Origin of the sequence: Streptomyces akebiae, assembly GCF_019599145.1 — a bacterium.
Classification (GTDB): domain Bacteria; phylum Actinomycetota; class Actinomycetes; order Streptomycetales; family Streptomycetaceae; genus Streptomyces; species Streptomyces akebiae.
In genome coordinates this window covers 7,280,963-7,300,728 of the sequence record NZ_CP080647.1, presented here as the reverse complement: position 1 = coordinate 7,300,728, position 19,766 = coordinate 7,280,963, and the positions used below count along the sequence as shown (strand labels likewise).

Here is a 19,766-nt window from a genome sequence, read left to right as displayed (position 1 = left end):
GCTTCGCCCGCCTAGCGTGCCCCCATGACAGCCATGCAAGCGGAGTCGATGAGCGGCGCGCCCCTGTGGATCATCGGTCTGATGGATCTGCTGGGGGCGCCGGGCGCGGGCCTCGCCGTCGCGCTGGAGAACCTCTTCCCGCCGATCCCCAGCGAGGTCATCCTCCCCCTGGCCGGCTTCGCCGCGAGCACCGGCCAGATGAACCTCTTCGCCGCCCTGCTGTGGACCACCGCGGGCTCCGTCGTCGGCGCCCTCGCCCTCTACGGCGTCGGCGCCCTCCTCGGCCGCGACCGCACGGTCGCCATCGCGGCCAGGCTGCCCCTGGTCAAGGTCTCGGACATCGAGCGGACGGAGGCCTGGTTCCTCCGGCACGGCACCAAGGCGATCTTCTTCGGCCGTATGATCCCCGTCTTCCGCAGCCTCATCTCGGTCCCGGCCGGCGTGGAACGCATGCCCCTGCCCGTCTTCACCCTCCTCACGACCCTGGGCAGCGCCATCTGGAACACGGTCTTCGTCCTGGCCGGCTACTTCCTGGGCGCCAACTGGACGGAGGTCACGGCGATCGTCTCGACGTACTCGAAGATCGTGCTGGGGGGAGCAGCCGTGGCGGTCCTGCTCTTCGTCCTGGCCCGCATCCTGAGGAGGGCCCGCTCCTCCGGGGCGCGGGGCGCTGACACAGGCGGCTCCGCCGCGCGGGCGCGACGAACCACGACGGACCCACAGCCCGAACCGCACAGCACCCCCACCCCCTGACCGGAACGGCCGAAAAACCTCACCGCTCCCGCGAGGCCCGCAAGAACTCCCGCAGAATCCGCTCCCCGGCCAGCACACCCCGCTCGGGCAGCGCGCTCACCCCCGGCCCCACGAACCCCGCTTCCGCCAGCTCACCGTGCCCGGGCCGCCAGGCCCGATCCGCCGCGAGCAACAGATCCGCGTCGAGCAACGAATCCCCGGCGGCCAGGGTCGACTCCACCCCGGTCCGCCGCGCGACCTCCCGCATGGCCGCCGACTTGGTGAGCGGCTTCGGCACGGCGTAGAGCTTGCGCCCCTGCAGGGACACGGTCCAGCCCCGGTTCTCGGCCCACACCGCGAGGTCCTTCACCCACTCCTCGGGGAGCAGCTCACGCTCGACGACGAGATAGACGAACAGTTCCTCGGCGACGCGGTGCTTGCGCACCCACGCCGGGTGCGCCGTGGCCTCCAGGTGGTCGCGCACCTCGGCGAGCGGCGCGCACTCCTGGGCGAGCCGGGCCGTCACCCGCTCGTGCCAGGCGACGTCCGTGACACCGTCCACCAGCAGGTGCCCGCCGTTGGCGCAGATCGCGTACGTCGGCTCCGGGCCCGGGAGATTGATCCGCTGGTACTGCTTGCGCGTCCGGGTCGTGGTCGGCACGAACACCGCCGTGTCCCCCAGCTCGGCGAGCAGCCGCGCGGCCGTCTCCGTCATGTACGACAGCGGCTTGCTCTCGTGCACCTCGACGGTGAGCAGCCGGGGCGCCCGGGCGTCCGGCATGGTCAGCGCGAGCGCGGCGGACGAGTAGATGAGCGTACGGTCGAGATCGCTCGCGACGAGAACCCGAGGGCCCGGCATCAGACCGTCACCGCCTTGCCGTCGGCGCCGGTGGCGCCCCGCGTGAACTTCGGGTGGATCAACCCCACGCACGTGTACGGCAGTTCGGCCACCTCTTGCACCGGTACCCCTCTCTGTTCGGCGAGCAGACGTACGTGGTCGAGGTCCGCGCCCGCCCCGGCCCGCGCGAGGATCTTCCACGGTACCCGGCGCAGCAGCACCCGAGTGGTCTCACCGACACCGGGCTTGACCAGGTTGACGTCATGGATCCCGTACTCCTCGCTGATCCGCTCGACGGCCGCCCAGCCCTCCCAGGTGGGGGTGCGGTCGGCGGCGAGCAGTTCCTTGGTACGGGAGTCCACCGCGTCCACGACCTCGTCGAACCGCTCGGACACGGCGTCCAGGAAGTCCACCGACACATCGACGCCGGCCAACTCCCGGTAGAACTTGGCCCCGTGGAAGTCGTCGGGCCCGACTAGGTCCGCGCGCAGCACGGTCCGTGAGATCAGCCCGGAGACGGTGGAGTTGAGGCAGGCGGAGGGAATGAGGAAGTCCTCGCGCGTGCCGTACGTGCGCACGCACGAGCCCGGGTCGGCGAGTACGGCGATCTCGGGGTCGAACCCGGTGATCTTGTCGGACGCCTCGAACTCCTCGATCGCGGCGGCGAGTTCCCGGGTGATCGCGCCCTTGCCGGTCCATCCGTCGACGAACACGACGTCGGCGGGGTCGTGATGGGCGGCGAGCCAGCGCAGCGCGTTGGCGTCGATGCCGCGGCCCCGCACGATCGAGACGGCGTAGTGCGGCACCTCGATCCCGTGCCGGTGCCGGGCCCACCGTCGCATCAGCACGCCGACCGGCGTCCCGGCCCGGGCCAGTGACACGAGGACGGGCCGCGCCGACCGCTCGGCCAGCACGGTCTCGGTCACCACGCCCACGGCGACGGCGATGCGCTCGGCGGAGATGTCGAGGGCGCTGTGGAAGAGGGCCTGGTACTGCTCGCTCGGCTGGTACTCGACCGGCAGCGACTCCGCGTAGTGCGCGCCCCCGCTCTGGATGGCCTCCTCCCGCTCCTCGGTGGGCGCCTCCAGCGTCACGTCCGAGAGGTCCTGCAACAGCCACCCCACCTCGTCGGCCGCGTAGGAGGAGAAGTCGGGGCCGCGGAGGGGCTCGGGGAGCATGGATGGCCTTTCGGGGAGGGGCTGCTCGGGGGTGTGGGCGACGGTGGCGAGGGGCGTCGGCGGCCGAAGGGGCGGTGGTACGGCCGGAGAGCCCGGGGCGGCCGCCCCGGCGGACACGGGCTCTCCGGCCGCGACCTCCGCCTCCGAAGCGAGCCCACTCGCCGTGGCCGCCTCGAGACGCCGGTCCCCCTCACCCACAGCGAAGGCGGCGCCCGGAGTCGGCGCGTCCCGACGGTGCCCGACGGGGGGCACGTACGACGGTCTGTACGACGGCACGACGGCGAGCAGCACGCCAGGGGTGTGTGCAGCGAGGGTGGCCAGGAGGCCGTCGGGGGCGTGCAGTGCGGGAGTGTCCGCGACCGAGTCCACGACCGCGACCACCGCGTCGAAGCCACCGCCGGCCACGTTGTAGGCGTAGCGCTCCCCCGGCCCGTCCGCGGGGTCGTCGTGAGCGGGGAAGACGATGCGGCTGCGTATCGCGTAACCGGGGTCGTCGACGGCGAGGACGGGCGACCGTGTGGTGGTGGAGAACCGTATCTCCAGCCCCTTCGCGGCCGACTTCTCCAGCTCCCGCGCGAGCGCCAGCGGGGCGTACATCAGCTCTTCGAAGCCGAGCACGAGCACCCGGCGGGCGCCCGGCGGCAGGGCCTCGGCGAGGCGTGCGGCCATGGCGGGCAGCGCGCACTCCAGCCGCGAGCGGTGCGCGGGGGTGAAGCCGTGCCGGCCCCCGTCGGGCACTCCGGCGGGCCACCCCAGCTCGACCCGGGTGACCCCGGCCGCCGGAGCCCCGGTCGCACCGGCGCCCGTGGCCGTCCCCGAAGAGCCGGGCACGGCACCGGCCGCACGCCCCGGCGCGGCCTGCGCCGCCCCTTCGTGCTCCGCCACGAGCGCCTGCCCCTTCTCCAGCACGCCCTCCGGCAGCCGCACGGTCCCCTTCGCGGCGGTCACCAGGTCGACCCGCGCCCCGATCTCCCGGGCGAACGCGGACAGCCGTCCCTGGTCGGCGGTCGAGCGCATGTCGACCAGTGCCACCACGACGTACCGCTCCCGCGGATACCGCTCGTGCAGCGCGCGAACGGTGTTGAGGACCGTGTTCCCGGTGGAGAACTCGTCGTCGACGAGCACCAGCGGCCCCGGTCCCGCGAGCAGCGTGGGGTCCTCCGGCAGCAGCAGGTGCGAGGTCGCGTGGGAGTGGGACTCCTCGAAGCCCCCGGCCTGGGCGACGCCTTCGACGGGACGCCGGGTGGAGTGCAGGTAGGGCGCCTCGCCCACCCCGTCCGCGACCGAGTGGCCGAGCCCGGTGGCCGTCTCGGCGTACCCGAGGACGACCGCGGCCCGCGCCCCGTCCTCCCCCAGCAGCTCGCGCACCCGGCGGCCCAGCGCGTACCCGTGCCCGTGCACGACGGCCGGGGACTGCGGCACATGCTTGCCGAGGACGTTCGACACCAGCAGATGCGCCCGCTTGGGGTTGCGGCGCAGCGCGAGCCCCAGCAGACCGGTCAGCTCCTCGTCCCCGACCAGTTCGACCCCGAGCCGCTCACGGACCCAGACCCCGGACCAAACCTCGCCGGACGTCCCGGTCATGTCGTTCGCTGCGTTAATCATCGATTCCTTAGTCGGTACGGCGAGTGGATGGTCAGTCGGGCAGGCCCGCGGCCAACAGGTCCACGAACCCGATGTCCTCGTTGGCGACACCGAACACCTCGGCGCGCTGCAGGACCCTTTCCGCCCAGGCCCGGTGCGGCTTGACCTCGTTCATCTTGTTGCGGGAGGCGGACCGCAGGACCCCGCCCCCGTTGCGGTCCGGCCGCACGATGTCCTGGGCGTCGCAGAACTCCTCATGGCTGACCACGGACAGCGCGTGCACCGGCAGGACGTGCGAGGGATGGATGCAGGTCTTGCCGAGCAGCCCGTTGGCCTGGTCGAGGGAGATCTCGCGCAGCAGACCGTCCAGCGCGTGCTCGATGAGCGACTCGCGCAGTTCCACGGCCCGGTTCGCCAGGAAGGGGCTGCTGCGCAGCTGTGGCTTGAACATGCGCTCCTGGACCCGGAAGTACTCCCACACCGGCCCGGTCACCGTGAACCCGGTGCCGTCGGCGCGCCCCAGCACGTTCACCACGTCCGCGATCACGGAGGCGACGATCTGGACGTCGTACGCCGTCATGTCCGGCGCCCGGCGCAGCGCGTAGGAGGAGCAGAAGTCGGTGACGCCGAGGCGCAGCGCGAGGACCCGGTCGCGGTACTTGTCGACGGTGTGGGCGATGCCCTGGAGCGCCTCTACGCGCGTCTCCCTGTACATCAGCTCGGGCGACTCGAGGACCGGCATCCCGAACAGCCGCCGTCCGCTCGCGGCCTCGGCGGCGGTGAGGGCCTCCAGGAAGGCCACGCCTCGTTCCTCGGTGAACTTGGGGAACACGAAACCGGACAGCAGCCGTGCGGCCGGACCGAACCGGCTGACCAGGTCGGGTATCTGCTCGGGATGACGGACTCGGATGAAGAGCAGCGGAAGCTCGGCGTCCGGCCGGCCGGCGAGGTCGGTGAACTGCCGCACGAGGTTCTCCTCGGCGCCCGCGACCTCCGCGTCGTCGATGGAGTCCTCCAGGCACAGCACCATGGAGACCACACCGCGCCCGGCCTGCTTGACGATGTCGTCGGCCAGCCGCTCGCGGGTCGCCGGGCTGTAGAGCGTGGCACCGAGTGCGGCGGCGAGCACACGGGCCGGGGAGTCGGCGTCGAAGACGCCGGGCTCCCGGTAGAAGAGCCGCTGCCGCTCCTCAGGGGCGATGTGCCCGAAATGACGCATGTGATTCCCCCGTGGCTGCTCGGCGTCCGGTCACGATTGTGGCCGGTAATAGTACGTACAAATGTGTGACATCAGTTCCCGCCAGGCGTGAAGTTCTGGTAACCCAGCCATGTCGGGCGCTGAACGATTTCCCCGGCGGTTCGCCGCCCCCGCGTTGTCGTGATCAGGACCGAGAGGGCAGGATGACCGCATGACGCACGCGATGCTGAAGGGGTCGAACGTCCCGATCGAAGCCACGGCGGTCCGCGCCGTGCTGCGCTGGGCGCCCGGACAGGGCGTCCCGGTGGTCGACGCCTCGGCGCTGCTCCTCGGTCCTGACGGTCGCGTACGGTCCGACGAGGACTTCGTCTTCTACAACCAGCCACGCCACCCCTCGGGCAAGGTGTGGCGACTCGGCCAGAAGCGAGTGGCCGAAGGCCTCACGGACACCATCCAGACCGACCTGGCCGGTGTCGAGTCCCCCATCAGCCAGATTCTGCTCGTGGCCTCCGCCGAGGGCGTCTCCTTCGACCGCGTACGGTCCCTGCGCATCCTGCTGTACGACGCCACCGTCTCCGACGCCGAGCCGCTGGCGTACTTCGACATCAAGCCCGAGACGGGCGACGAGACCGCCCTCATCTGCGGCGAGCTCTACCGCCGGGGCGGCGGCTGGAAGTTCCGTGCCCTGGGCGAGGGGTACACCAACGGCCTCCAGGGCCTCGCCGTGGACTTCGGCATCTCCGTCGACGAGTCGGAGGCGGCGGCCGCGGCGGCCGACGAGACCGACACGACCCAGACCCCGGCTCCGGCCCCGGAGATCTCGGCCCCTCTGCCCCCGGAGCAGCCCCCGACGGGCGTCCCGACCCAGCCCGCGTACGGCTATCCCCCGGCGGCCCCGACCCAGCAGTCGGGCTACGGCTATCCCCACCCGCAGCCGACCCCCGCCACCACGAACGGTCCGGCCTACGGTTACCCCCAGCCCACGGCGGCGGCCCTGGACCCGAACTTCCGCCTGCCCCCGCAGGGCCCGCAGTTCATCGGCCGCTGAGCAGCGCCCCGTGAAGGGGCTCGGGGGTGCCAGGAGCCGGGTCAGCGCTGCTCGGTCCTGGTCTTGTATCCCCGGCCCCACTGCAAGCCCCACCCGTACAACCGGTCGAGCTCGGCCTGGAAGCCGTAGACGAACTTCACCTCCCGGCGCACGGTGATCTCCCCCTTGACGTTCTCGATCATCACCACCGCACACGAGCGAGCCTGCGGATGCCGCTCGTCCAGGCCTATCTCGATCCGCGGCCCGTTGCTCGGGTACAGCGTCACGATCGCGTGCGTACGGTCGAACGCCGGCGTCTGGTCGTAGATGTAGACGAAGACCAGCATCCGCTTGAACTGGTCCCGGTGATCGAGGTTGATGTACATCGTCTCGCCGGACCCGGAACCGAACCGGTCGTCCCCGCTCAGCCGCATGTACGGCGCTTCGTTGATGTCGCCGAGGAAGCCGCCCAGCGGCTGTACGACCCCCTTGGTGCCGTCGGCCAGCTCGTAGAGGCAGCCGAGGTCGAGGTCGACGTTCACCATGCTCTGGCTGTGCGCCTGCACCTCCTCCGGCCTGAGGGCCTTGAAGGGGTGCCGCAGCACGCTCTGCCGTTTGGGGCCGCCGATGTCGGACGTCCGCATCCGCCAGGACAGGTTGACGCGCAGATGGCCGGCCGCCGCGTTCTGCTTGGAGAGGGACACCTTCTGGTGCCGCTTGGTCAGCTCGATCGCGTTGGTCGCCGCGTTGCCCGCGTCGAACTCCGAGGCCCGCCCGCGCCACAGGTTGTCCAGAAAACTCATGCCCGCCCCACACCTGCCGTGTCGTCGCGTCAACCACCAGCGGGGCGGCCGACGAGGATGCGTCCTCGTCGGCCGCCCCGCCCAGAGCCTGCCCTCACCTCACGGGTGGTCACACCCCTGAGGTGACCTCCGCCTTGTCGGCGGCGTCAGCTTTTCCCTCTTCGGCCGCCAGCGCCTTGTTGCGGCGCACGGAGGACCAGAAGGACCAGGCGATCAGGATGACACCGATGGAACCGGTGATGAACTCGTTGATCTCGTACTGGATGGTGACGAGGAGGATCGCCGCGAGCGCGCCGATCGCGTAGTGCGCGCCGTGCTCCAGGTAGACGTAGTCGTCGAGGGTGCCCTGGCGGACCAGGTACACGGTCAGCGACCGGACGTACATCGCGCCGACACCGAGGCCCAGCGCCATCAGGACGATGTCGTTGGTGATGGCGAAGGCGCCGATGACACCGTCGAAGGAGAAGGACGCGTCCAGGACCTCCAGGTAGAGGAACATGAAGAACGCGGCCTTGCCGGCGAGGGCGACGGCCGAGCGCGGCTTGCCGGCGCGCGCCGCCTCTTCCTCCTCCTCGTGCTCGCGCTCCTCGTCCTCCTCCAGCTTGTTCTCGAAGTAGCCGGAGAGACCACCGACGATGAGATAGGTGATCAGACCCGCGAGTCCGGAGATCAGGACCGTCTGCGCCTTGTCGGCATGGGTGCCGCCGTGCTGGTGGGCCTGGGTCGCGAAGGTCATCGAGGTGATCAGCAGGATGATCATCGCAATGCAGGCCGACAGCATGTCGATCTTGCCCAGCTTGGCCAGCGGACGCTCCAGCCAGCCCAGCCACTTGATGTCCCGGTCCTCGAAGATGAAGTCCAGGAAGATCATCAGCAGGAACATACCGCCGAAGGCCGCGATCGACGGGTGCGCGTCGGTCACGTACTGCTGGTACTGGTCCTTGTCGGTCAGCGCCAGGTCGACGGCCTCGATCGGCCCGAGCTTGGCACTGATGGCGACGATGACGACGGGGAAGACCAGCCGCATACCGAAGACGGCGATCAGGATGCCGATGGTGAGGAAGATCTTCTGCCAGAAGGCATTCATCTTCTTCACGATCCCGGCGTTGACCACCGCGTTGTCGAACGACAGCGAGATCTCCAGGACGCACAGGATCGCGACGAGCCCGAGCGCCGTCCATCCGTCGTAGAGAACAGCTGCTACCAAGCCGAGCGCGGTGACCGCGAACGACCAGCCGAAGGTTTTCAGAACCACTGGCTACCCAATCGTGTGTGTACGGGGTTCCCCCGCGCCGCGCGCGGCTTTACGAAACTTTGAACCCGAAGTCTAGTCGGGTACCCCTCGCACCCCACACGCCCCCGGCTTTTGCGCATATAGCGCTACGAGACGTTCACCCCGAAGTCGAGAGCGATGCCCCGCAGGCCGGACGCGTACCCCTGTCCCACCGCTCGGAACTTCCACTCCCCGCCGTAGCGGTAGACCTCGCCGAAGATCATCGCGGTCTCGGTGGAGGCGTCCTCGGAGAGGTCGTAGCGGGCGAGTTCCTGGCCGTCGGCCTGGTTGACCACACGGATGAAGGCGTTGCTGACCTGGCCGAACGCCTGGCCGCGGTTCTCGGCGTCGTGGATGGAGACCGGAAAGACGATCTTGTCGACGGCGGCCGGCACCCGGGAGAGGTCGATGATCAGCGACTCGTCGTCGCCGTCGCCCTCACCGGTGAGGTTGTCGCCGGTGTGCTCGACCGAGCCGTCCGGGCTCTTGAGGTTGTTGTAGAAGACGAACCACTCGTCCCCCAGCACCCTGCCGCCCTGGCACAGCAGCGCGCTGGCGTCGAGGTCGAAGGGGGCTCCGGTGGTGGTCCGGACGTCCCAGCCGAGTCCGACCAACACTTGCGTGAGGTTCGGCGCGGCCTTGGAGAGGGAGACATTGCCTCCCTTGGCGAGTGTGACGCCCATGGTGCTGGTCCTCCCCGATTTTCGAGCTTCAGTGGCTCAACTGTTCAGTTGTTCCGTACGACGAGGGCGGCCCGCCCCCGTCGTACGAGCGCGTCCGGCGCCGCGGTCGGTGTCGACAGCGGCGCCGGACGTGGTGAGTCGGTGGTGCACGGGGGTCTTCCCCCGCGACTCAGACGTTCACACCGAAGTCCTGGGCGATACCGCGCAGGCCCGAGGCGTAGCCCTGGCCGATGGCGCGGAACTTCCACTCGGCCCCGTGCCGGTAGAGCTCACCGAAGACCATGGCGGTCTCGGTGGAGGCGTCCTCGGAGAGGTCGTAGCGGGCGATCTCCGCCTCGCCCGCCTGGTTCACCACGCGGATGAAGGCGTTGCGGACCTGGCCGAAGGACTGCTGACGGTTCTCGGCGTCGTAGATGGAGACCGGGAAGACGATCTTCTCGATCTCGGCCGGGACGGTCGCGAGGTTGACCTTGATCTGCTCGTCGTCGCCCTCGCCCTCACCGGTGAGGTTGTCGCCGGTGTGCTCGACCGAACCGTCGGGGCTCTTCAGGTTGTTGAAGAAGATGAAGTTGGCGTCGCTGCTGACCTTGCCCGACGAGTCCAGCAGCAGGGCGCTGGCGTCCAGGTCGAAGTCGGTGCCGGTCGTGGTGCGGATGTCCCACCCCAGACCCACGATGACCGCGGTCAGGCCCGGCGCCTCCTTGGTCAGCGATACGTTGCCGCCCTTGCTGAGGCTGACTCCCACGAAGTCCTCCGTTTGGTTTCAGGGGCGGGGAGCCCCGTCGTGCGTTGGTGTCGGATCAACGTGTCGATCCTAGTGACGGGTTCCCGTTCCCCGCAGGGTGTGGAACCGAAGAATCACAAGGTGTCGAGCGCCGCGAGGTACTCGTTCAGGTCGCGGGCGTCGGGCAGGGCGTTGACGACCGACCAGCGGACGAGGCCCTCCTTGTCGACGATGAAGGTGCCGCGCACCGCGCAGCCCTTGTCGGCGTCGAACACGCCGTACGCCCGGGAGACCTCGCCGTGCGGCCAGAAGTCCGACAGCAGCGGGTACTCCAGGCCCTCCTGCTCGGCGAAGACCCGCAGCGTGTGGATCGAGTCGTTCGACACGGCCAGCAGCTGCACGTCGTCGTTGACGAACTTCGGGAGGTTGTCCCGCAGCTCGCACAGCTCGCCCGTGCACACCCCGGTGAACGCGAACGGGTAGAAGAGCACCACCACGTTCTTCTCGCCGCGGAAGTCCGAGAGCTTCACGGTGGCGCCGTGGTTGTCCTTGAGCTCGAAGTCGGGGGCCTTGTCGCCGACCTGGATCGCCATGATCTACCTGAGTCCCTTCATGGACTGTTCGGGTGACCCAGCCTAAAACGACGCCCCTCGAAGGGCCCCGCAGGGGCACCTTCGAGGGGCGCGGGGAACTGCGCGACAAGCCACGACGTACGCGCGGCCGCCCTCGCACAGAACCCACCGAGCTCCTAGGCGAGCGTCACCTCTTACCGGACTTGGCGGCCTTCGGCGTCACCAGCCGGCTGCCGCTCCAGTCCTTGCCCACGCTGACACTCTTCGACGCGGACAACCCCGCAGTCGTCGCGGCCTCCGAAATGTCGCTGGGCTCCACATAGCCGTCGCGCCCGGTCTTGGGCGTCAGCAGCAGGATCGAGCCACCTTCCTCGATGTACGTGGTGGCGTCCACCAGCACATCCGTCAGGTCGCCGTCGTCGTCTCGGAACCACAGCACGACGGCATCGGCCACGTCGTCGTAGTCCTCGTCGACGAGCTCACTGCCTACGACTTCCTCGATGGACTCGCGGAGCTCCTGGTCGACATCGTCGTCGTAGCCGATCTCCTGGACCACCTGCTCGGGCTGGAACCCCAGCCTCGCGGCAGGGTTCGTCCGCTCCTCCGCGTGGTCCGCGGTCGCGCTCACGGGTTGCCTCCTGATCATGTTCGGGTGGGGTCGCCCCCTGGGAATGAGCCACGCGCGTGCGCGAAGCATTGGCCGTAGTCCACACGGGCGGGACGGATCGCGCAAGTACCCAGCCTTCGAGACCGCCGAAACGGTGACGATCCGGGCTGTGTCACCGCAACTCTCTACGCGGATTCACAGCCTCCCGTGACGCACGCCACACCGTTCTGCCCGTTTTGCGCATTCGGCAACCATCCGGGGGTACGAGCATCGAATACCTTTACTACCTTTGTCGAGCGGGTAATCGCCCTGGTTACCTCTCGGTAGAGATGACGTTTGCGTCCCCGAGGTACACGATGGGGGACGGTGCAGGCAACTAGAGAACCTCCTGAAGAACCCCTGCAGAACCACTGAAGAGCGGCCCTCTGACAGCTAAGGAACAGCGTGGCTTCCGGATCCGATCGCAATCCGATCATCATTGGCGGCCTTCCGAGTCAGGTCCCTGACTTCGATCCCGAGGAGACCCAGGAGTGGCTCGACTCGCTCGACGCCGCCGTGGACGAGCGCGGCCGTGAGCGCGCGCGCTACCTGATGCTCCGGCTCATCGAGCGGGCCCGCGAGAAGCGCGTGGCCGTGCCCGAGATGCGCAGCACGGACTACGTCAACACCATCCCGACCAAGGCCGAGCCGTTCTTCCCCGGCAACGAGGAGATCGAGCGGAAGATCCTCAACGCGACTCGCTGGAACGCCGCCGTGATGGTCTCGCGCGCCCAGCGGCCCGGGATCGGCGTCGGCGGTCACATCGCGACCTTCGCGTCCTCCGCCTCCCTCTACGACGTGGGCTTCAACCACTTCTTCCGCGGCAAGGACGAGGGCGACGGCGGCGACCAGATCTTCTTCCAGGGTCACGCCTCCCCGGGCATCTACGCCCGCGCGTACATGCTGGACCGGCTCGACGACCAGCAGCTGGACGCCTTCCGCCAGGAGAAGTCGAAGGCGCCGTACGGCCTGTCCAGCTACCCGCACCCGCGGCTGATGCCGGACTTCTGGGAGTTCCCGACCGTGTCCATGGGCCTCGGTCCGCTGGGCGCGATCTACCAGGCGCGGATGAACCGGTACATGGAGGCGCGCGGCATCGCCGACACCTCCAAGTCCCATGTCTGGGCGTTCCTCGGCGACGGCGAGATGGACGAGCCGGAATCACTCGGCCAGCTGACGATCGCCGCCCGTGAGGGCCTCGACAACCTGACCTTCGTGGTGAACTGCAACCTCCAGCGCCTCGACGGCCCGGTGCGCGGCAACGGCAAGGTCATCCAGGAACTGGAGTCGGTCTTCCGGGGCGCCGGCTGGAACGTGATCAAGCTGGTCTGGGACCGTTCCTGGGACCCGCTGCTCGCGCAGGACCGCGACGGTGTGCTGGTCAACCGGATGAACACCACGCCGGACGGCCAGTACCAGACGTACGCCACGGAGACCGGCGCGTACATCCGCGACCACTTCTTCGGTGACGACCACCGGCTGCGCGCGATGGTCGAGAACATGACCGACGACCAGATCCTGCACCTGGGCCGCGGCGGTCACGACCACCGCAAGATCTACGCGGCGTACAAGGCGGCCTACGAGCACAAGGGCCAGCCGACGGTCATCCTGGCGAAGACGGTCAAGGGCTGGACCCTGGGGCCGAACTTCGAGGGCCGCAACGCCACGCACCAGATGAAGAAGCTGACGGTCGACGACCTCAAGCGCTTCCGGGACCGGCTGCACCTGCCGATCTCCGACAAGGAGCTGGAGAGCGGGGCCCCGCCGTACTACCACCCCGGGCGGGACTCCGAGGAGATCCAGTACATGCACGACCGCCGCAAGGCGCTCGGCGGGTACGTGCCGACCCGGGTCGTGCGGGCGAAGCCGCTGGCCCTGCCGGACGACAAGACGTACGCGACTGTGAAGAAGGGATCCGGTCAGCAGTCGATCGCCACGACCATGGCGTTCGTCCGGCTACTGAAGGACCTCATGCGGGACAAGGAGATCGGCAAGCGCTTCGTGCTGATCGCGCCCGATGAGTACCGCACCTTCGGCATGGACTCGTTCTTCCCGAGCGCGAAGATCTACAACCCGCTCGGCCAGCAGTACGAGGCGGTCGACCGTGATCTGCTGCTCGCGTACAAGGAGTCCCCGACCGGGCAGATGCTGCACGACGGCATCTCGGAGGCGGGCTGCACGGCGTCGCTGATCGCCGCCGGTTCGGCCTACGCCACGCACGGCGAACCGCTCATCCCGGTCTACGTCTTCTACTCGATGTTCGGTTTCCAGCGCACCGGTGACCAGTTCTGGCAGATGTCCGACCAGCTGGCACGCGGTTTCGTCCTGGGCGCGACCGCCGGGCGCACGACCCTGACCGGTGAGGGTCTGCAGCACGCGGACGGGCACTCGCAGCTGCTGGCGTCCACCAACCCGGGCTGCGTGGCGTACGACCCGGCGTTCGGGTACGAGATCGCGCACATCGTGCAGGACGGTCTGCGCCGGATGTACGGCGAGACCGCGGACGGCAAGCCGGGCGAGGACGTCTTCTACTACCTCACCGTCTACAACGAGCCCATCCAGCACCCGGCCGAGCCGGCGGACGTGGACGTCGAGGGCATCCTCAAGGGCATCCACCGCTACCGGGCCGGCGAGGCGGGCTCCATCCCCGCGCAGATCATCGCCTCCGGTGTCGCGGTGCCGTGGGCGGTCGAGGCGCAGGCGATCCTCGCCGCCGACTGGAACGTCAAGGCGGACGTCTGGTCGGCGACCTCCTGGAACGAGCTGCGCCGTGAGGCGGTCGAGGTGGAGCGGCACAACCTGCTGCACCCCGAGGAGGAGCAGCAGGTCCCGTACGTGACGCAGAAGCTGAGCGGCGCCGAGGGGCCCTTCGTGGCCGTCTCGGACTGGATGCGGTCGGTGCCGGACCAGATCTCGCGCTGGGTGCCGGGCACGTACCAGTCGCTGGGCGCGGACGGCTTCGGCTTCGCGGACACCCGGGGCGCGGCCCGGCGCTTCTTCCACATCGACGCGCAGTCGATCGTGGTCGCGGTGCTGACCGAGCTGGCGCGTGAGGGCAAGGTCGACCGCTCGGTGCTGAAGCAGGCCATCGACCGCTACCAGCTGCTCGACGTGGCCGCGGCGGACCCTGGGGCCGCCGGCGGCGACGCGTAGCATTCGGTCCCTGTGTCAAGGGGTGGTGAACCGGTGGGTTCACCACCCCTTCACGTTTCCTACGATGCCGCCATGAAGCAGCGATCGGTATCGGCACAGCTCCACTGGGAACAGCGCACACAGCGGCCCCTGCTCGGCCTGGCCCTGGTGTTCGCCGTCGCGTACGCCGTGCCGATCGTCCGGCCGGACGCGAGCGCGGACGTGAAGTGGTGGTGCGAGGTCGCCGAGTGGGGGGTGTGGGGCGCGTTCGCCCTCGACTACCTCATCCGGCTCTTCCTCACGGAGCGGCGGTGGGAGTTCGTACGGTCGCGGTGGCTGGACCTGGCGGCCGTGGTGCTGCCCGTGATCCAGCCGCTGCGGCTGCTGCGGGTGGTGGCGACGCTGCTGCTGGTGGGGCAGCGCGCGCGGATGGCCTCGCAGATAAAGCTCACCACGTATGTCGGCGGGGCGGTCGTCGGGCTGCTGATGTTCGGGTCCCTGGCGGTGCTGTCCGTGGAACGGGACGCTCCCGGCGGGAACATCGACACGCTGGACGACGCGGTGTGGTGGTCGTTCACGACGATGACGACCGTGGGGTACGGGGACCACGCGCCGACGACCGGGCTGGGGCGGGTGCTGGCGGTCGGGCTCATGCTGTCCGGGATCGCCCTGCTGGGTGTGGTGACCGCGAACATCGCGGCGTGGTTCATAGCGCGGTTCGAGAAGGACGACGCGGAGGAGCGGCGGCAGACGGCCGCGATAGCGGAACTGGCCGAGGAGGTTCGGTTGTTGCGGGCGGAGGTGGCGTCGTTGAAGTCGGTGGAAGGGGTGCCGGAGAGACGCCGGTGAGGGTGGTGAGGGTGGGGGGTTGGGGTGCGTCGGCGGGTGCGGGTGCGTCGTGGTTGCTCGCGCAGTTCCCCGCGCCCCTGAAAAGCAGGGCTGCGCCCCGTGCTTTTCACCCTGCGGCCCCGCGCCCTTTCAGGCCCGCAGGGCCTGGTCTTTCAGGGGCGCGGGGAACTGCGCGAGAAGCCCCACCGGGCCGCACGCTCAGACGAGACCCGTTCCCGGCCCGGTCACTCCCGCGAGCCAGATGATGGCCAGGATCGTGTCGATCGCACCCAGAACGACCGCGATGATCGCAGGGACGGGGCGGGCGCCGGACCAGGTGCGGTTCATGGCCAGCCAGCCGCAGAGGACCGCCACGGGCCCCAGGACGATGCCCAGGACGAAGAATCCGGCGATCGCGCAGATGACTCCGATGATCCCGAGGGTCGCGCGATCCGGCCCGGTCCATGACCACGTCCGGCCACGTGATCGGGGGTGCCTGCGCGTACCGTGTCCGAAGCCCGCCATAGTCAACAACTCCCTGAACCTCGCGGTCAGTTCGAGTACGACGTGGCGAGTACCCCTGCGGAGTGGTTGAAACCAGGGAAGGTTGGCGGAGCCGACCTGCGCGCGCTGCCCCCCTCCGGCAGCGCGCCGCAGACCCCCGGTCGCTCCGCGGTCGAACGACCATGCCGTGCGGAGGACTTGACCCACTGTGACCTGCGGCGCGTACCGGGTGGAAGCGATCTTTAGCATTGTCACCCTGATAGGCGAACGCGGGCGGAAACCCGCGCGTGAAGCAGTGGCGGAGCTGTTAGATGTGCGCCGCTCCGGCACCCGCCTCGGCGTTGACGCCGCGCTTGGTCAGGAACGCCACGAGGACGGCGACCGCGGCGACCCCGGCGGCGACGAGGGACGCCAGGCTCATGCCGGAGATGAACGTGTCGTGCGCGACCGTGGTGATCTTCGCGGCGATCTCCGCCGGGGTGCCCTCGGCGACCGGCGCGGCGCCCTGCTGGACGGCCTGCTTGGCCTGGGCGAGCTGCGCCTCGTCGAGCGGCGGAAGTCCCGCGTCCTTCCAGTTGCCCGCGAAGTCGCTGTCCACCTTGGACGTCATCACGGCGCCCAGCACGGCCGTACCGAGGCTGCCGCCGATCTGCATCGCGGCCTGCTGGAGACCGCCCGCGACACCGGACAGCTCCAGGGGCGCGTTGCCGACGATCACCTCGGTGGCGCCGACCATCACCGGGGCCAGGCCCAGGCCGAGGAGGGCGAACCAGAGGGACATCACGGCGCTGCCGGTGTCGGTCTGAAGCGTCGACATGCCGTACATCGCGATCGCGGTGAGGGCCATGCCGCCCGCCAGCGGGATACGCGGTCCGGCCTTGGTGATCAGCGCGCCGGCGAGCGGCGAGCCGACGATCATCATGCCGGTGAGCGGGAGCAGGTGCAGACCCGCGTCGATGGGGCTCATGCCGTGCACGTTCTGGAGGTAGAACGTCACGAAGAACAGGCCGCCCATGAAGGCGATGGCCATCAGGACCATCAGGACGACACCCGCCGAGAGCGGTACGGAACGGAAGAGGGCCAGCGGGATGAGCGGCTCCTTCACCTTCGTCTCCCAGAAGGCGAAGAGGACGAAGCCGACGACGGAGACGACCAGGAAGGTCCAGGTCTGGCCGTCGCCCCAGCCCCACTCCGGGGCCTTGATGAGCGCCCAGACCAGGCAGAACATGGCGCCGGAGAGCAGGGCGATGCCCAGGACGTCGAAGGAGCGCGGGGCGTTCTCGGCGCGGTGGTCCAGCAGGATCCAGGCACCGAGGGCCACGGCGAGGACGCCGACCGGGACGTTGATCCAGAACACCGACTGCCAGCTGACGTTCTCCACCAGGAAGCCGCCGAGGATCGGGCCGCCCGCGGTGGAGGCGCCGATGACCATGCCCCAGATGCCGATCGCCATGTTCAGCTTCTCGGCGGGGAACGTGGCACGCAGCAGGCCGAGCGCGGCCGGCATCAGCAGCGCGCCGAACAGGCCCTGGAAGACACGGAAGGTCACCACGAAGGCGACCGAGTTCGACAGGCCGATGGCCCCGGAGGCGGCGGCGAAGCCGACCACGCCTATCAGGAAGGTCTGGCGGTGGCCGAAGCGGTCGCCCAGCTTGCCCGCGGTGATGAGCGTGACGGCGAGGGCGAGGAAGTACGCGTTGGTGATCCACTGGACATCGGCCCAGGTGGCACCCAGATCCTTGGCGATGGCCGGGTTGGCGATGGCCACGATGGTGCCGTCGAGGGCGACCATCATGACGCCGACGGCCACGGTGAGGAGGGTGAACCAGGGATGGCCGCGCAGGCCCCGGCCCTGGTTCGTCGTCGGGTCCGACGGGACGCCTGGCGCCTTGTCCCCCGGTCCCGTCTTGTCGACAGTGGTCTGACTAGTCATGCGTGCGAGGCTAATGACAGCCACTGACAGTTGACAAACCAATTCACAAGTCGGTAACTGTCACGTCACCCGCAGGAGCGGGCGGAAACGAGGGTTCATGGAGACGGCGGCGCCACAGGAGCAGCCCGGACTGCGCGAACGCAAGAAGCAGCGCACGCATGACGCGCTGCTGCGGGCGGCTCTGGAACTGTTCACGACGCGGGGGTACGAGGCCACGACGGTCGACGAGATCGCCGAGGCCGTCGATGTGTCGCAACGCACCTTCTTCCGCTACTTCGCGGGCAAGGAGGAGGCCGCGCTCGCGGTCCTGAGCCTCACCCACGACCACTTCCTGGCGGCGGTGCGCGCCCGGCCGGCGCACGAGGCCCCGCTGGAGGCGATGCGCAACGCCGTCCTGGAGGGCTGGGACGCCTTCGGCGCGGTCGTCGACCAGGTCGTGCCGCTCGACCTCCATCTGCGCGCGTACGGCATGGTCGAGTCGACGCCCGCACTGCTGGCCGCGCATCTGCGCCGGGCGGACGAGGTGGGGCGGCAGATCGAGCGGATCATCGCCGAGCGCGAGGGGCTCGACGAGGCCGACCCCCGGCCGCGCGTGGCGGTGGCGGTGTTCGCCGGCGTCATGCGCGTCACCGAACGGCTGTGGGCGCTGGGCGACGACCTCAGCATGGAGGCGATGCGCGAGCTGACGGCCGCGCATCTGGACGCCCTGCGACCCTCACTGGCCGAAAAGTGGCGTACTGACTGAAACGCGTCAGCGAAGGCGTCATCGGGAGCTTCTCTGCGCACCGCACGGAACGGGCGTGATCGAAACGTGATCCCCCTCACTCGGTTAACGCGAGACCCTTCCGTTCTCTTAGTGTGTCCTTTCAGTGACTTCCTTCGACTCCTCCCCGCAACTGAACGTCTGGCGCGCACTACTGGCGCTGGCCGTGGTTTTCGTGATGCTGGCGACCACCGGCTGGACCGCGATCCGCAGCCACAGAGACAAGTCGCCGCTCCAGGCGTCGCTCTCCGCGTGGCGGAGCGGACACCTCGACGGCCGTGAACTGCCGGACGCCGAATCGCCCCCGCACCGCCTGGCGGCCTTCTTCGCCTCGCTCACCGCGCAGCAGCGCACCCGGCTCGTCCACCGCTACCCGCTCGCGGTCGGCAACATGAACGGCGCGCCCGTCGAACTGCGTTACCGGGCCAACCGCATCGCGCTGAAGCAGCAGAGCCGGCACGAACGGGAACGCACGCACGACAAACGGCTCTCCGAGACCGGCCGGTTCGAGGCCGGCCGCCGGATGCACCGCTTCGACATGCTGGCCGTGCAGAAACGGCGCATCCTCGCCTTCGACCCCGAGGGCAACGGCCGGGTCGCCGAGGTCTTCGGCAACCTCGACAAGGCCGAGCGCGTCTCGGTCGTCGTCCCCGGCGTCGACACCAACGTGATCAACTTCCAGCGCACCAACCGCCGGTACTCGGCCCCCGTCGGCATGGCCGAATCGCTCTACGACGCGGAGCGCGCGGCGAGCCGCGGGACGCGTACGGCCGTCATCGCCTGGGCCGACTACACCGCACCCGACGGCCTCGGCCTGGACTCGGCGACCGCGCTGCGGGCCGAACAGGGCTCGGTCCGGCTGAACGCGTTGGTGCGGAGCCTGCCGGGCGACTCCACGGTCGCGCTGGTGTGCCACAGCTACGGCTCCGTGGTGTGCGGGGTCGCCGCGCGCTCGCTGCCGTCGCGGGTCACCGACATCGCGGTCGCGGGCAGCCCCGGCATGCGTGCCGAGACGGTCGGCCAGCTGCGGACGGCGGCCCGGGTGTGGGCCATGCGGGACGCCGACGACTGGGTCCAGGACGTGCCCTACCTGGAGGTCGGCGGGCTCGGTCACGGCGCCGACCCGGTCTCCTCGGAGTTCGGGGCGCGCATTCTGTCGGCGGCCGACGCCCGGGGGCACAGCGGCTACTTCGAGCCGGGCACCGAGAGCCTCCACAACTTCGCCGAGATCGGCATCGGCGCGTACGAGTCGGTGCGGTGCGCGCGGGAGAACGACGCGTGTCTGACAGGTCTGTCCGACAGCGCTGCGGCCTGACGCGCGTAGAGGAGGGTAAAAGTGCGGTTCGCC

General features: G+C 69.5%; 17 protein-coding genes. 6 read left to right on the top strand and 11 right to left on the bottom strand.

Annotated elements, in window-relative coordinates; translation table 11 throughout:
* The first annotated feature begins 33 nt into the window (after positions 1-33).
* Positions 34-753, top strand: a complete 720-nt coding sequence (locus K1J60_RS31605; protein ID WP_220651793.1) for a DedA family protein — start codon at positions 34-36, stop codon at positions 751-753.
* Between the two features lie 19 nt (positions 754-772).
* Here the strand turns inward: K1J60_RS31605 and K1J60_RS31600 are convergent, their stop codons facing one another.
* The 3 genes from K1J60_RS31600 to K1J60_RS31590 are packed head-to-tail and all read right to left on the bottom strand — an operon-like array spanning position 773 to position 5,551.
* A complete protein-coding gene (locus K1J60_RS31600; RefSeq protein ID WP_220649178.1) occupies positions 773-1,591 on the bottom strand; it encodes an HAD family hydrolase in 819 nt (272 codons plus the stop codon).
* The gene (locus K1J60_RS31595; RefSeq protein ID WP_220649177.1) at positions 1,591-4,353 is read right to left on the bottom strand and encodes a phosphoribosyltransferase; all 2,763 of its coding nucleotides are present in this window, start codon (positions 4,351-4,353) and stop codon (positions 1,591-1,593) included. The genes K1J60_RS31600 and K1J60_RS31595 overlap by 1 nt, the downstream gene beginning before the upstream one ends.
* A 31-nt stretch (positions 4,354-4,384) precedes the next feature.
* Positions 4,385-5,551 (bottom strand): HpcH/HpaI aldolase/citrate lyase family protein, encoded by a 1,167-nt coding sequence (locus K1J60_RS31590; protein WP_220649176.1) that lies wholly within the window; start codon positions 5,549-5,551, stop codon positions 4,385-4,387.
* 190 nt (positions 5,552-5,741) lie between these two features.
* On the opposite strand from K1J60_RS31590, the gene K1J60_RS31585 reads away from it, so the two are divergent.
* A complete protein-coding gene (locus K1J60_RS31585) occupies positions 5,742-6,578 on the top strand; it encodes a TerD family protein (RefSeq protein WP_220649175.1) in 837 nt (278 codons plus the stop codon).
* Between the two features lie 41 nt (positions 6,579-6,619).
* Here the strand turns inward: K1J60_RS31585 and K1J60_RS31580 are convergent, their stop codons facing one another.
* The 6 genes from K1J60_RS31580 to K1J60_RS31555 all read right to left on the bottom strand — a co-directional run bounded on the left by K1J60_RS31580 (position 6,620) and on the right by K1J60_RS31555 (position 11,240).
* Entirely contained in the window at positions 6,620-7,360 is a 741-nt protein-coding gene (locus K1J60_RS31580) for a TerD family protein (RefSeq protein ID WP_220649174.1), read from the bottom strand.
* Positions 7,361-7,469: 109 nt separating this feature from the next.
* On the bottom strand, positions 7,470-8,615 hold the full coding sequence (locus tag K1J60_RS31575) for a DUF475 domain-containing protein (protein ID WP_220649173.1): 1,146 nt from the start codon (positions 8,613-8,615) through the stop codon (positions 7,470-7,472).
* A gap of 125 nt (positions 8,616-8,740) precedes the next feature.
* Positions 8,741-9,316, bottom strand: coding sequence for a TerD family protein (locus K1J60_RS31570; protein WP_184894669.1), 576 nt, complete (start codon positions 9,314-9,316; stop codon positions 8,741-8,743).
* A gap of 169 nt (positions 9,317-9,485) precedes the next feature.
* Entirely contained in the window at positions 9,486-10,061 is a 576-nt protein-coding gene (locus K1J60_RS31565) for a calcium homeostasis/redox stress adaptation protein (RefSeq protein WP_033527289.1), read from the bottom strand.
* A 113-nt stretch (positions 10,062-10,174) separates the two neighbouring features.
* Positions 10,175-10,633 (bottom strand): peroxiredoxin, encoded by a 459-nt coding sequence (locus tag K1J60_RS31560; RefSeq protein ID WP_033527288.1) that lies wholly within the window; start codon positions 10,631-10,633, stop codon positions 10,175-10,177.
* Between the two features lie 166 nt (positions 10,634-10,799).
* Entirely contained in the window at positions 10,800-11,240 is a 441-nt protein-coding gene (locus K1J60_RS31555) for a DUF3052 domain-containing protein (protein ID WP_033527287.1), read from the bottom strand.
* Positions 11,241-11,663: 423 nt separating this feature from the next.
* Between K1J60_RS31555 and aceE the strand changes: the two genes are divergently transcribed.
* Positions 11,664-14,411 (top strand): pyruvate dehydrogenase (acetyl-transferring), homodimeric type, encoded by a 2,748-nt coding sequence (gene aceE, locus K1J60_RS31550; RefSeq protein ID WP_220649172.1) that lies wholly within the window; start codon positions 11,664-11,666, stop codon positions 14,409-14,411.
* A gap of 72 nt (positions 14,412-14,483) precedes the next feature.
* Positions 14,484-15,239 (top strand): potassium channel family protein, encoded by a 756-nt coding sequence (locus tag K1J60_RS31545; RefSeq protein WP_220649171.1) that lies wholly within the window; start codon positions 14,484-14,486, stop codon positions 15,237-15,239.
* Positions 15,240-15,437: 198 nt separating this feature from the next.
* Here the strand turns inward: K1J60_RS31545 and K1J60_RS31540 are convergent, their stop codons facing one another.
* Complete coding sequence (locus K1J60_RS31540; protein WP_220649170.1) at positions 15,438-15,743, bottom strand: small hydrophobic protein; 306 nt, start codon at positions 15,741-15,743, stop codon at positions 15,438-15,440.
* Positions 15,744-16,029: 286 nt separating this feature from the next.
* Complete coding sequence (locus tag K1J60_RS31535; RefSeq protein WP_220649169.1) at positions 16,030-17,655, bottom strand: MFS transporter; 1,626 nt, start codon at positions 17,653-17,655, stop codon at positions 16,030-16,032.
* 97 nt (positions 17,656-17,752) lie between these two features.
* On the opposite strand from K1J60_RS31535, the gene K1J60_RS31530 reads away from it, so the two are divergent.
* Together K1J60_RS31530 and K1J60_RS31525 are read left to right on the top strand one after the other, a co-directional pair.
* Positions 17,753-18,400: a TetR family transcriptional regulator gene (locus K1J60_RS31530; RefSeq protein WP_220649168.1), complete on the top strand. Its 648-nt coding sequence runs from the start codon at positions 17,753-17,755 to the stop codon at positions 18,398-18,400.
* 124 nt (positions 18,401-18,524) lie between these two features.
* On the top strand, positions 18,525-19,733 hold the full coding sequence (locus tag K1J60_RS31525; protein ID WP_220649167.1) for an alpha/beta hydrolase: 1,209 nt from the start codon (positions 18,525-18,527) through the stop codon (positions 19,731-19,733).
* Positions 19,734-19,766: the final 33 nt, after the last annotated feature.

Coding starts and splice junctions, on each gene's coding strand:
- K1J60_RS31605 (WP_220651793.1), top strand. CDS start 34: ATGCAAGCGGAGTCGATGAGCGGCGCGCCCCTGTGGATCATCGGTCTG.
- K1J60_RS31600 (WP_220649178.1), bottom strand. CDS start 1,591: ATGCCGGGCCCTCGGGTTCTCGTCGCGAGCGATCTCGACCGTACGCTC.
- K1J60_RS31595 (WP_220649177.1), bottom strand. CDS start 4,353: ATGATTAACGCAGCGAACGACATGACCGGGACGTCCGGCGAGGTTTGG.
- K1J60_RS31590 (WP_220649176.1), bottom strand. CDS start 5,551: ATGCGTCATTTCGGGCACATCGCCCCTGAGGAGCGGCAGCGGCTCTTC.
- K1J60_RS31585 (WP_220649175.1), top strand. CDS start 5,742: ATGACGCACGCGATGCTGAAGGGGTCGAACGTCCCGATCGAAGCCACG.
- K1J60_RS31580 (WP_220649174.1), bottom strand. CDS start 7,360: ATGAGTTTTCTGGACAACCTGTGGCGCGGGCGGGCCTCGGAGTTCGAC.
- K1J60_RS31570 (WP_184894669.1), bottom strand. CDS start 9,316: ATGGGCGTCACACTCGCCAAGGGAGGCAATGTCTCCCTCTCCAAGGCC.
- K1J60_RS31560 (WP_033527288.1), bottom strand. CDS start 10,633: ATGGCGATCCAGGTCGGCGACAAGGCCCCCGACTTCGAGCTCAAGGAC.
- K1J60_RS31545 (WP_220649171.1), top strand. CDS start 14,484: ATGAAGCAGCGATCGGTATCGGCACAGCTCCACTGGGAACAGCGCACA.
- K1J60_RS31540 (WP_220649170.1), bottom strand. CDS start 15,743: ATGGCGGGCTTCGGACACGGTACGCGCAGGCACCCCCGATCACGTGGC.
- K1J60_RS31535 (WP_220649169.1), bottom strand. CDS start 17,655: ATGACTAGTCAGACCACTGTCGACAAGACGGGACCGGGGGACAAGGCG.
- K1J60_RS31530 (WP_220649168.1), top strand. CDS start 17,753: ATGGAGACGGCGGCGCCACAGGAGCAGCCCGGACTGCGCGAACGCAAG.